This window comes from [Clostridium] ultunense DSM 10521, assembly GCF_000511955.1.
GTDB lineage: Bacteria > Bacillota > Clostridia > Tissierellales > Tepidimicrobiaceae > Schnuerera > Schnuerera ultunensis.
The window spans coordinates 276,881-289,171 of record NZ_AZSU01000002.1; the positions used below are offsets into that span (position 1 = coordinate 276,881).

Below are 12,291 nucleotides of genomic sequence, written 5' to 3' on the forward strand. Positions count from 1 at the left end.
TATTGGAGTTAAGTTAAAAGATTGATATAATTATGATAAATACTAATTGGGGAAAGGTGGGATAGCTTTGAGGGAGAATTGGGATAAAGAAAAACAATTAGTAAAAAGGGACTTTGATTTACTTATAGAAAAAGGGAATCTAGGTTTTTATAATAGTTGTGAGATAACAACTATATTTTTATATGATAGCACTATAAAAAAAGCTAAGAACTTTTATACCATAGTGGTTTTTGAAGAAAGAGAAAAGTCTATTTCTAATGAAAAGCCTTTTATTACTAATAAGCCTATTAATATAGATAAACAATATAGATTAGGCATTATAAGATATCAAAGAACTATAGAAGAATTAGAAAAAGATTTCATTGTATTGCTGGGGGAAAATGAATGGGCTTATGATGAAAGTGATTTAATTATAGGAAATTTAAAACCTTTACCAAAACAATTTATACCTAAGGATGGCACTGAAATTGTGCCACTTAACTCTGTATTAAAGAATAATTTTTACAATGGATCCTATGTATTAGAATTTTTTGACCAAGAAAAACAGGAGCTAAGGGATGTATTAGAATCGGACAAATTACTGGGGAAAATATGTAAATGTGTTACAGAACTTCTCCCCATTGATTTACTATATATTAGGGATAGAATTGGTAATATAATCTTCCAATTTCCTAGTATGATGTTTACCTTAGATACACAACCATTAAGCTCATGGGAAGGAATGGAAACACAAATAGCATGGCATCCTTTTTTTAATGATTTGGATAAAATGGATAAGATCTCGATTCAAACTAGTAGTCATCTTGATAATAATATTATGGGGTTCCATCAACTTGACCAAATTAACCATAATTCCAATGAATTGCATACAGGAAATTCAAATGATATGAATGATACTATTATATTTAATAAAGAAAATGGACTAATATTAAGTTGCTCTTCTGCTAGTTTTATGAAAGATATTCATATTTCAGGTTATATATCTTCGGCGTTCCAAGAACCGCGAATTATAAAGTTATTTGATAAGGATGATAACTTAGTTAAAAATATTGAAATTCCAATAGTTTATAGCACAGGTGGAGATAAACCCTATAAAATGGATTATTCTGATTGGATTTCTAATCGAATTTATGAAAATGAAAAGAAAAGATTAGAAAGAGATTTAATATTTGTACAATATGGAAAGAAAACAAATGACAGAAACAAGGCCTTAGAAGATTTAAGAACTTTAATTGAACGTCATGGTGAAGATGGCATTTATTTATGGGATCCTTATTTAAGTTATAGGGATATTTTGGATACTATCTATTATTATGAAGTAGCTGGTGTTCCTATGAGGGCTATTAATTCCTATAGGAAACAAAAAAATCTTAATGATAAAAAGGAAATTTCTAAGGACAAAGAAACATATGGAACCTGGGTAGAAAATCAAATAAAAAATTTTGAATTAAGCAGTAATCATTTAGGAATAGATTTTGAATTAAGATGTCAACATGATCAATATGGATGGCCATTTCATGATAGGTTTATTATCTTTCCTTTGAAGGATAGGAGACCTAGGGCATGGTCTTTGGGAACTTCCATTAATTCCTTTGGGAAAGAGCATCATATCTTACAGGAAGTCGGTAATGCAAAGATGATTTTAGATGCCTTTATGGAATTATGGAAAGAACTTCAAGATCCAGAGTGTTTAGTTTGGAGGTCAAAATGAGAGAAGTTATATTTAAAAATTATACTGAAAAAGTAATTAATTCCATTGATAAATTAGAGTTAAATGATTCACTATTATATTTGGATTCTATCCTGGAGAATAGTGAGGTAAAAGATATTCTAAATGGAGGAAAATCTTTAGAAAAAACCTATAAATATTTAAATGAAAAGTTGAGCTTTATAAATAAATATAAGTATGGATTTTATGTAGAAGAAATAGACAATCAGGATGTCATAGAAGGAGCTAAAGCACTAATAACAGCTAAGTATTTTATTTCAAAAGGTATAAATAGAGGAGATGTCAAGGAAATAATAAAGGGAATTTTGATATTAAATTATTTTGAGCTTCCTTTTAGTCAATTGATAGAAATAGGGGATTTTACTAAGGAGGAAAGAAGAGTATTATCGATAAAACTAAAAGAATTCTTATCGGCACTATCTATTAAAATAAGTATGCCAAATGATGCCCCCTATAATGAAAAAAGATATTTTGAAGAATATGAAAATGGCATTGGAGAAAAAAACATGAAAAAAGTGTATGATTTTGTAGAGGCTATAAAAAGGGGTAGGGGCTATGGTCTTAGAGAAGTAATGAGGGGGTTAATTAAATTTATTTCTTTTATTAATCCTATTCTTCTTAAAAGAACAATCTCTGAAAGGACTGATCCTTTAGAAATCCTTGCAATAATAGAACCCCTAGAAGATGATGAAAAATTGATAATGGGTCTAGGAGAAGATATTAAAAACGAATGGGTATTAGTAGGGATTATTTATCAGATTTTAGATAATAATCGGAATAAAAGACTTGGAGATAATGTATTGGATGCAATGAGGAGAATTTTAGATCAATTATGGACTATAAATGAAGAGCTATTTTTCCAATGTATAAATTATTTCGGTAATTATGAAGACTTTAATATTATTTTAGGAAGAGTACTAGGAAGGGCTAACAGGGAAACTATTTTGAAATATGTTAATAGCTATAGGATATCAGAATACAGAGGCGATTTGGAGAATGATCGGTTATTTATTGAAAATTTTATGAACGAATCAGGAGAAGAGAATAGTCTTTTCTTATGTAGTGAGATGTTTCAAAAATGGGAAAGATATTTAAAAGATTTTATAAAACAAAATAAATATATTCAAGGCCCCATATATACCAATTGTTTTTATATAATCGTCTATTATTTTCTGTTAAGAAAAAACCAGCAGGAAGATTTTTTGCAAGAATTAGAAAAAATGGTATTTGAAATTTTGGAAATAAATTATATTTGGTGTGAGAGTCCTATTGAGATTAGAGCAAGATTTTTTATAAATTTAACATATCTTTACTTATTAAGTATTGAGTGCAGACATAAGGCCTATATTCTAGCTACAAAGGAAGGGCTAGTTTCGAAATTAGAAATATTTTTTAAGGATGAAAGAATATGGCTTTATTATTTTAATACTTTAGATAAACCATCTTTTTTGAAGGAAATAGAGGAAAATTTTACTTTGACAAATAATGGATAAGCATGAATTCAAAGATGAGAATAGAAGCATTTTACTATATATCTTAGTTAAAATAATTTATAAAAAAATACAAGTCTTACCTAAAAAGAATTAGATATTTTAGATAGCCTAAATTAAATAATTATGAATTAATTGATGATTTCAAGGATATGTTTTTAGAAAGTGGATAATTAAAGCGGAAAAATTTAATATTCTAGAACTAAACTCATTTGTTAATGGTATTAAAATAGATATAGATTCCGTTTAAAATAGTCTCGATAGTAATTATTTCAATAGATTATTAGAAGGAATGGTTAACAAGGTAAAGGAAATTAAACGTATGGGTTATGGACGATGTAAATTTGATCTGCTTGGAATAAAAGTACTTAATCAGCAGGAAATACTTGGGCAGGAAAATAATATATATTTTGCTTCTAATAGAAGTGCATAAAAATTACCAAATTTGCAAGAGACCATTTTCAAATTATCATAAACATTTTAGCTCTTTTCTTAATAGTGTACATCAATAGGAATTACAAGATAATTTAATCGTAAAATAAAAAATTCTCCTTACTCTCTTGCAATTTCCTCTATTCGTTCTCTAGTATCAAAAGAAGCCATTCCCTCAACTCCTCTATTTTCTCTATATTACTTTTAGTGAAATCATAATCACATTTTTTATAAAAGCTTTGTCCAAAATCGGGGTATCTAGCATTTATATTAAAAGTTGTAATTAAGTCTAGTATATCTTTTTGTTCTTCAGTTGTATAAATCTGTGCCTTTTCAGCTAATCTTAGTAAATTATGGATTCTAGGCGGATTATTATCTACATTCTTAACATATATAGCTTTGAGCGGTTTTTCTATAACTAGATGCCCCATAAATAAACTATATATATTATATTATCAGATTATTGCCCTATTCAGCACAAAAATCCACAGGTTAAACGTCAAATATAGAGTACCATCTAATTTTTAATTTCCATGATAGATTATCTGCCTCAGAGCTGGCAATCATTTTTGAATATCCTCTCATGAATGGTATCATTGATACTAAAAAATTCTTTTCATTTTTAATTTCTTCATATATAGTATCTCTAAACAAATCCAACAATTTATCCAAATATAGTAAAATCTCTTGTTCCTTTGAATTTACCCTTATAAATCCATTAACCTCATTCTCCTTTGCATTATTAAATAAATATAAATTAAAGCAATCTCTTTTTTGGTGAGCCAATAATTTTATCAATTCAGTATTATGAGTTAGAATTACCTGCTTTTTACCTTCTAAAAATTTAACTATAATAAATGCTATTTTATTCTTGTAAATTGAATCAAAGCTAGAAATTGGATCATCTAACACGATAATTTCAGCCTCTGATCTTTTAGCTCTTAACAGTTCGAATGAATGTCATTTGTAAAAGTTTCTATATTTAAATTTTAGGTAACTTTAATGGGACAGGGGGTCAGACCTCTTGTCCCAGAAATATAGGAGTCGCATCTCTTTGTGTATATCTTGCACTAGATATGCTACCAGAAGAATTAAATATAGATTATATTACAAGATAGTTCTTAATAAAGCTGTAAAGGATTGTTTTTTTGTTATTATCTTTTGATAATGTCATCTCATAATTTTCTTTTTTATACCATGAATTCTAATATAGATAAAAATACTCATGGAAGCCAGCATACATGGATATATTATATACGAATTTATTGTTTCATTCTATATGCTCTTGGAAACTAATTCAATTTTAAGGTTAAGTTACCTAAAAATACAAGTTTTTTCTTACCTGCTTACACCTTATCCATAATTATGATATAATAAAATAAATATCTTTACATTATTAAAAGATAATAAGTTTTATTTAGAAAGGAGCTTGCCATGATAAATAATGCTCAGTCCTATTATCCAATTTCTATAGATAAAATAGAGGAAAAAGTTGAAAGAAGGATTAAACGCGCTGCTTCAAGAAAAGAAAACGATATATACGAATTAAACTTCTTTAACCCATATAAAGACTTCCCAAATATTCAAGAGATGGTTAATGAGCATGGTGAAACTATAATGCGAATAGATGGTGATATACCCCCTAATCTTCCAATAGAAAATAATGATAGATTTTTATTTATTAGTTATGATCAGACAGCCCTTACTCATGGATTACATAAATATCCAGCTAAGTTCTTCCCTGAATTGCCGAGATGGCTTATTCAACGGTATTCAAAAAAGGGGGACCTGATACTAGATCCCTTTACAGGTAGTGGTACTACCAATGTGGAGGCATTATTAAATAATAGACATTCTGTTGGCATCGATGTAGACCCTCTTTCTAGATATATTTCGAAGGTCAAAACAACTCCATTAGATGAAAAAAGCCTGTATAAGACACAAAAATACCTTTTAGACCAAATAGTAAAATATCATCCAAAAAAAATAATGCCAGAGGATATCCCAGATTTTCCTTATAGGGATAATTGGTTTAATGAAGAGATTATATACGAATTAGCCTATATTAAAAAAACTATATTAAATATGGATACCACTAAAGATATAAAGGATTTTTATTTAGTTTGTTTTTCATCAATAATTAGATCTGTCTCTAATGCTGATGATAATTGCACTCGGACTGTAATACGAAAAAAATTAAATAAGCAAGTTTATCCGTCTTTCGCACTAGTGAAATTTGCAGAAACCATATTGATTTCTGTGCCTAAAATGGTGGAATTTTCAAATAGGGTTTCCTCTTCTACATCAGTAGAAATTCCACATGACATGGATGCTAGGCATATAGATTATAATCCAGATACATTTGATTTGGCTGTAACCTCTCCACCATATGTTAATGCAGTGGATTATCCTAGGACACATCAATTGGAACTTTATTGGTTGGAATTTGAAAGTGGCTCCCTTGTGCCTTTAAAAAAGAAACATATAGGAACAGAAAATGTTCCAGCAAAACTATATAATGAACTTCATAGCATAAGTATTGAAGAGGCAGATATTGTAATAGAAAAAATCTATAAACAAGATCCTAAACGGGCATATATAGCATATAAATATCTTGTAGATATGGAAAAAAATCTTAAAGAGGTATATAAGGTATTAAAACCTGGGTCACATTATGTAATAGTTGTAGGAAACAATCGAATAAGGGGACAGTTGTTTGAAAACTGGAAATACCTTATAGCCCTAGCGGAAAGGGTAGGATTTACTTTAGAAAAATATTTTGCATCAGAAATTATTAGACATTTTATTAAAGTACCTAGGGAAGAACGTATTGATACCGATTGGATTATTGTACTAAAAAAATAGGGAGGAATTATGTATGAATGATACTACTAAAAAAGGTAAACAAGCCTCAGTTGACGGATTTGCCCACGAACATATTGCCGTAGGCCTACTCATGAAAAAATATCAAAATGTTTCTCTTGTGGATTTACCCTTATCTCCCTATGATATTATTATTGCATTTCAAAATTCTGACGGAGAGGAAGATATTATTAAATGCCAGGTTAAAACAGCAACAAAATCTGTAAAATTTACAGGGGGTACTAGGGGTGGCATTGATAGGCAATATATTTCTGGTGTTAAAGAATATATTCAATCTACCAAAACATCTGATGTAGTCATTGGCGTAACTCCAGTTACGGAACATAGTTTTGATCTTTATTTTGTGCCCACAGTTTTAATAGAGTATTTAGGGCAAAAATCCATAAGTATAAATAGAATCAGAGGATTAAAGAATAATTATGAAATCCTAGAATATTGTAAAGATAAGGCTTATGTTCTAGAAAAGTGTAGAGAATATGGAATTATATAATGGGACAGGAGGTCAGTTTACAGACCCCTTGTCCCACCAACTTGAAAAAAGAATTTTTAATGATAATATTTAAGTTACAGTACTGCAATTATGCAACCAAAACTTCATATATTTTTTGGGGAGCTTATAGTGATAGGCTGAGAAAGGAATGTTATTCCTGACCCTTTGAACCTGATTTGGATAATTCCAACGGAGGGAGATTTCTAAAATCTATTAAGTTTAGTTCTTTTTTAAAAACAGCATTGAAAATTATAGAAGATGTATAATAGCTGTTATCTTTATGAACAATACATGATATAATATTAAATGTAAGTGCAAGACGAAATTGGGGGTGTTCAAATGACCAATGAAGAATTTCAAAAAATAGTATTAGAAGAGCTAAGAAGTCTAAAAGAAGGACAGAGAAACTTAGAAGAAGGACAAAGAGAAATAAAAAAAGAATTAGAAGCTATAACTGAGCAAACAGCTGACTTGACAGAATTTAGAGAAGAGATAAATGCTAAACTTGACACTGTTATTGAGGAAAATGAGATATTAAAAGAACTAATAGGAAAACATGAAGTAGATATTAGAAGAATTCAAAGAAGAATAGTATAGAAAATCATAATTATAGAACCTTATGACAAATATATATAGTGAAATGCAAGAAGGATTTAAACAATTAAATTCACGAACAGATGGAATAGAAAATGAAACTAAAAAAACCGATGCTAAAATTGAACACCAAATTATACCTAAAAATAGCTATGAAAACAAAAAGAAGCCTGAGAAAGCTTCTTTTGTAGTAAAGTAGGGAATTATATTCATCGGCTTATATATTGGAATATTTTTCCAAAAACTATACTTTTAGAGATTAGTAGAATAATTAAATCTTATAACCCGTTTATCTTTCTTGTCCACTACTACGTATAAATCCATATGTATAGTATACCCATCTTCTTGGTACAAATATATGGACTCATTTTCATCTTCATAAAACAAATTTTTAAGGCCATATAATTTTTCTAATCTTTCCTCATCTATTCCAACTTCCAAACCTCTTATGGTTTTTATCCCCGGTTTGTCTACAAGGATAGTGTCATTAAATTGTTGTTTTCCTGTTGGGCCATCTTTCTCCATATATAAAATAGTGAGCCCGTCTATTTTGTACTCATACATACTAACATCTTCATTAATATGCTCTATTAACTCTACTTCTCCTGAACCTAATAATTTAGTAATATAGTCTATATTATTATCTACAAATATGGTCTTATCACCTATCCGCAGCTTGTAATCATCTTCTATTAGACGTTCTGGATAATGGATTTTCTCTGTTTCAGTTTCTTCCTTTTCCTGTTCAGGCTCAGATAAGGTTATTACCTGGACTCCCTCTATAAATTCAGATTCTCTTACCATACCTTCTATATCCTTTATCTTAAAGGCGGTACATTTAAAGCTGCCATCTATTTCATTATATAATTCATCAATATATCCTAATCTTTCGGCACTATAGCTATAAGTACCACCAAAGCCCGTTATTACACTTATAGTGTCTTTATAATCTCCCCTATATCTTAAGGAATAACCATCCCCATAGGTTCTAGGTCCATTGTCTGCATTAGGTATTCCTTCTTCATTATATTGACCGTCTTCTATATAGGCAAGTCTATGGGTTTTAGGAATTTCTATTATATATCTTTTGTTTAGGTTCTTAGACTCTACTTGGATTTTAAATTCTTCTAATAATTTAATTTCTAAATCACTTTCAAAATTAGGTTCAATTTCTTTAAAATCATCTTTACTAAATTCATATATACTAAATTTCTTCCCAGAGGAAGCTGATGCACCATAATAGGAAGTCATAGCTAATTGGTCTAGCTCATCTTTTGTTTCATATACATCTAAATCTATGAAATCGGGATAGAAATCTTCCATTATTTTATCTATTACAATTTCTCCTGTTTTCCCATCCATTAAGGTAAGATAAATATGACTGGGATTATCAATATTCTTGTATATGACCACCAGGTCCTTATAATCCATATTGATAAAATGACCTATTTGTTTATTCATAATAAAGAGGTCTTTCATAGCCAATAGTTGGGAATATATTTTATAAAATTCCAATTCACCATCCATAGATTCTAAATGAGGGAGCAATTCTTCTACCTTTTCATATTCATGATAATCATAGGCCCTTTCTATTAGAGCTTTATAGGCTTTTATATCATTTGAATCTAGCAATTCTTTTTCTAGTTCTTCTTTCAAATTTTCGTCTGGGCCAACGGCTTTATAGGCTAATATTTTAGTTTCTAAATCTTTTATTTGATCCTTAAATTCATTGTAGTAATAATCGATAGTGGTAATATGTCTATTTTCTAAATATATCTTTATTATTTCTTTAAAAAGCTCCTCATCGAATTTTTGATAGAGCAAATGTAGTAAGGAAATTTGAGCCTTGTCCGCATCGCCTACAAGAGTTTGATATTGGGAAAATCTTATATTTAAGTCTATGGGGTCATCTAATTCCATCATTCCTTTTAAAATGGTATTCCCTTCTTTATCATATTGGTGATTATTTCTATGTAAATCGGCTAATTTAATATAAGTATGGGAATCAGCTTCTTTTTCTAATGCCTTTAAATAATATTTTTCTGCATTTTCATAATCTTGGGCATCAAAATACTTGTCCCCCTTATTTTCATAATAATTTTTAGTACAACTTGTTAGTAAAAATACCGATACTATTAATAATAAAATAAAACTCTTTCTTTTCATGCTTTCATCTCCATTCTATAGTCTAATATTCGTATTTCGGCCACATTATATTATATATCATATAATGAGCAGTTAAAAGATAGTATAGTTGAAAGTTTTATCAAAAAAAGAAGAATTTTCTTATTTTCTATAACAGGATTAAGTCCAAATAAGGGGTTTTTCCTTGTAAATAGTATACTTAAATAGTAATATTTAAATTAGATTTATATTTTAATTTTGCCTTCAGCTATGGCATATTATTAAGAAGATAGGAGGGAGTATCTAATTTGTAAAAATTTAACATTAGCCATAAGGATTTAGAAATATTTAAATCTAAAGAAGATTTTTTGGTGAAGGATGCATTACATATAGTTTATAATGCTTTTCGAGTGATAGTAGATGATAATACGAAAATATTATGGGGGAGAAGTATTGATAGAGAAGGAAATACTTCAAGGACCAGGAGCCAATTATCAAAGACTGGTTGAAGAAGACTGGCATAAATATAATAAAGATAAAATAAAAATAGATCCTAATAATAAGGCTTATATAGAAGGAGTAAGCCCAGGTTATGGTGCCCCTGGATTATATTTGCATAAAAACTATGCCTACGGAGCTAGAACTATAGATGCTCCTAATTATCCATATAATACTGTTTATATAGTATACCAAATAGATTTAGATACTTTTGAAGCTATAGAATTATTTCACAATAGACAACGATAGTATTATTCAAAGCCAAAAAATCTAGAAGTACTTGTGAGATAATTTTAAGCAGTATGGTAAGATTTATCATACTGCTTTTTATGGTTTTTGCCTATTTGATTATGACTTCATTAAAGGTAATATAGAGGAAATCCCGAGAAAGTATGAAATAAAAATCTCTTTTCTAGTTTTTACCAGAAAAGAGATTTTTTTATTTAATTGTTATGCAATTAATAGAAAAGTTACTAAAAAAACATAAAACATGTTGACATTTGTAACATTATGATATATTATTGATATAAATAAGGAAAATAAAGTGAAAAGAACATAAAATATTAGCTGAAAAGAACATTTAGATATGGGGTGAAATTTTTGAATGCTGAAGATAGAAGAAAGAAAATTATGGAGTTACTGCAAATTGAAGTGACGGTTGAAACTAATAAATTGTCTAAATTACTGAATGTAACTCCTATGACCATTAGACGTGATTTCGAGTATTTAGAAAAAAAAGGATTAATTACAACTATTTATGGCGGTGCTATAATAAATACTCTTCCCACTTTGAAAGAACAAAACAATATGACTGACACAAGCCTTGAAAAAAGAAATATAGCTAAAGAATGTGCCAAGTTTATAAAAGAAGGGTCGACTGTTTTACTTGATGCAGGAAGTAGTGTAAAAGAACTTGCTATGGAAATAATTGATATACCTAATATAACAGTATTAACAAATTCTATTTTGGTGATGAATGTACTTGCAAAAGTCGATACTAAAATACGTTTAATAATGATTCCTGGCCAGTTTAGAAAGAGTTCAATGTCTTTTTTTGGGAGCATCACAAATAATTTTTTAAATTCAATTCATGTAGATTATTCATTTATTGGTGCCATGGGAGTATCTGAAAGAGGAGCTAGTGTTTTAGACATGGAAGAAGGACAAACTAAAAGTAAGATGATAGAAATATCGGATAATCCAATAATATTAGCAGATCATACAAAAATAGGAGTTAACAGTCTGTTCTTTATAGATGTAAAAGGAAAAAGGTATACATTGGTAACTAATTCAAATGCAGATAAAGCGGTATTGAAAGGAATCAAAAAGAATGGAAATCATGTTATTACTGTTTAGTGTGAATTTAAGTCAAAGTAGATAGATTATGTACTAGGTCTAAAGGTTATTGCTTTCTCGAAAGACATCATTCAAAGTATTAAATTTACAAATTTTTATTTTAAAACAAAATATATTAAGTGCTTTGAATTTTATAAGGTATATGTACTATGTCAAGGTAAAATTATGGAATTATATTATTATTCTATGATAATGTCATATTAAATTCATTCTGATAAAATGTCATATATGAGAGAGGAGATATTTAATATGACTCAAAAAGAAATAACTAGACTTAGAGTCATTAATCAAACAGTTGATAAAGTAATAACTATTCGAGAAGCTGCTGAGATTTTAAGCTTAAGTGAACGCCAAGTGTTAAGGTTAAAGAAAGGAGTTGTAGAAGAAGGACCTGCGTTCATTATCCATAAAAACAGAGGCCGTAAACCAAAGCATGCTATATCGGATGGAACTAGAGATTTGATTATTAAACTTAAACAGACAAAATATAAGGAGGCTAATTTTAATCATTTTCAGGAATTAATTGAAGAACATGAAAATATTCAGGTAAGCTATCCTACGGTGTATAGAATTCTAACTGAGGCAGGTATTAAAAGCCCTAAAAAGCATCGTAAACGTAAGACACATCATAGAAGAAAAAGAAAACCTCAAAAAGGCATGTTAGTGCAAATTGATGCATCTCCCCATGAATGGAT

The 12,291-nt window shown here is 29.1% G+C and carries 13 protein-coding genes and 1 riboswitch; of the genes, 10 read left to right on the forward strand and 3 right to left on the reverse strand.

Going from position 1 to position 12,291, the window contains the following annotated elements; translation table 11 throughout:
• Positions 1 to 67 precede the first annotated feature (67 nt).
• From CUL_RS0104155 to CUL_RS18825, 3 genes are all read left to right on the forward strand, one after another.
• A complete protein-coding gene (locus CUL_RS0104155; RefSeq protein WP_025640591.1) occupies positions 68 to 1,711 on the forward strand; it encodes a VPA1262 family N-terminal domain-containing protein in 1,644 nt (547 codons plus the stop codon).
• Positions 1,708 to 3,222, forward strand: a complete 1,515-nt coding sequence (locus CUL_RS0104160) for a hypothetical protein (protein ID WP_025640592.1) — start codon at positions 1,708 to 1,710, stop codon at positions 3,220 to 3,222. Before CUL_RS0104155 ends, CUL_RS0104160 begins: the two co-directional genes overlap by 4 nt.
• A gap of 289 nt (positions 3,223 to 3,511) precedes the next feature.
• A complete protein-coding gene (locus CUL_RS18825; RefSeq protein WP_157752617.1) occupies positions 3,512 to 3,652 on the forward strand; it encodes a hypothetical protein in 141 nt (46 codons plus the stop codon).
• Between the two features lie 139 nt (positions 3,653 to 3,791).
• Here the strand turns inward: CUL_RS18825 and CUL_RS0104170 are convergent, their stop codons facing one another.
• Positions 3,792 to 4,082 carry a HEPN domain-containing protein gene (locus CUL_RS0104170; protein WP_025640593.1) on the reverse strand — a complete coding sequence of 97 codons (291 nt, stop codon included), beginning with the start codon at positions 4,080 to 4,082 and terminating at the stop codon, positions 3,792 to 3,794.
• A 61-nt stretch (positions 4,083 to 4,143) separates the two neighbouring features.
• A complete protein-coding gene (locus CUL_RS0104175) occupies positions 4,144 to 4,599 on the reverse strand; it encodes an AAA family ATPase (protein ID WP_109840486.1) in 456 nt (151 codons plus the stop codon).
• 486 nt (positions 4,600 to 5,085) lie between these two features.
• On the opposite strand from CUL_RS0104175, the gene CUL_RS0104180 reads away from it, so the two are divergent.
• The 4 genes from CUL_RS0104180 to CUL_RS18830 all read left to right on the forward strand — a co-directional run bounded on the left by CUL_RS0104180 (position 5,086) and on the right by CUL_RS18830 (position 7,817).
• On the forward strand, positions 5,086 to 6,516 hold the full coding sequence (locus tag CUL_RS0104180; RefSeq protein ID WP_025640595.1) for a DNA methyltransferase: 1,431 nt from the start codon (positions 5,086 to 5,088) through the stop codon (positions 6,514 to 6,516).
• Positions 6,517 to 6,529: 13 nt separating this feature from the next.
• Complete coding sequence (locus CUL_RS0104185; RefSeq protein WP_005585283.1) at positions 6,530 to 7,024, forward strand: hypothetical protein; 495 nt, start codon at positions 6,530 to 6,532, stop codon at positions 7,022 to 7,024.
• 106 nt (positions 7,025 to 7,130) lie between these two features.
• Positions 7,131 to 7,239: riboswitch (TPP riboswitch) on the forward strand.
• 124 nt (positions 7,240 to 7,363) lie between these two features.
• Complete coding sequence (locus CUL_RS0104195; protein ID WP_025640596.1) at positions 7,364 to 7,621, forward strand: hypothetical protein; 258 nt, start codon at positions 7,364 to 7,366, stop codon at positions 7,619 to 7,621.
• A gap of 22 nt (positions 7,622 to 7,643) precedes the next feature.
• Positions 7,644 to 7,817: a hypothetical protein gene (locus tag CUL_RS18830; protein WP_005585281.1), complete on the forward strand. Its 174-nt coding sequence runs from the start codon at positions 7,644 to 7,646 to the stop codon at positions 7,815 to 7,817.
• A 53-nt stretch (positions 7,818 to 7,870) separates the two neighbouring features.
• Here CUL_RS18830 and CUL_RS0104205 read toward each other — a convergent pair whose 3' ends face one another.
• The gene (locus CUL_RS0104205) at positions 7,871 to 9,784 is read right to left on the reverse strand and encodes a tetratricopeptide repeat protein (protein WP_025640597.1); all 1,914 of its coding nucleotides are present in this window, start codon (positions 9,782 to 9,784) and stop codon (positions 7,871 to 7,873) included.
• Positions 9,785 to 10,195: 411 nt separating this feature from the next.
• Here CUL_RS0104205 and CUL_RS0104210 point away from each other — a divergent pair, with 411 nt between their 5' ends.
• The 3 genes from CUL_RS0104210 to CUL_RS19095 form a co-directional block, all read left to right on the forward strand.
• Positions 10,196 to 10,489, forward strand: a complete 294-nt coding sequence (locus CUL_RS0104210) for a hypothetical protein (protein ID WP_025640598.1) — start codon at positions 10,196 to 10,198, stop codon at positions 10,487 to 10,489.
• A 351-nt stretch (positions 10,490 to 10,840) separates the two neighbouring features.
• Positions 10,841 to 11,596 carry a DeoR/GlpR family DNA-binding transcription regulator gene (locus CUL_RS0104215; protein ID WP_025640599.1) on the forward strand — a complete coding sequence of 252 codons (756 nt, stop codon included), beginning with the start codon at positions 10,841 to 10,843 and terminating at the stop codon, positions 11,594 to 11,596.
• A 249-nt stretch (positions 11,597 to 11,845) separates the two neighbouring features.
• The coding region (locus CUL_RS19095) for a helix-turn-helix domain-containing protein (protein WP_162147631.1) at positions 11,846 to 12,291 on the forward strand (446 nt) is incomplete at its 3' end.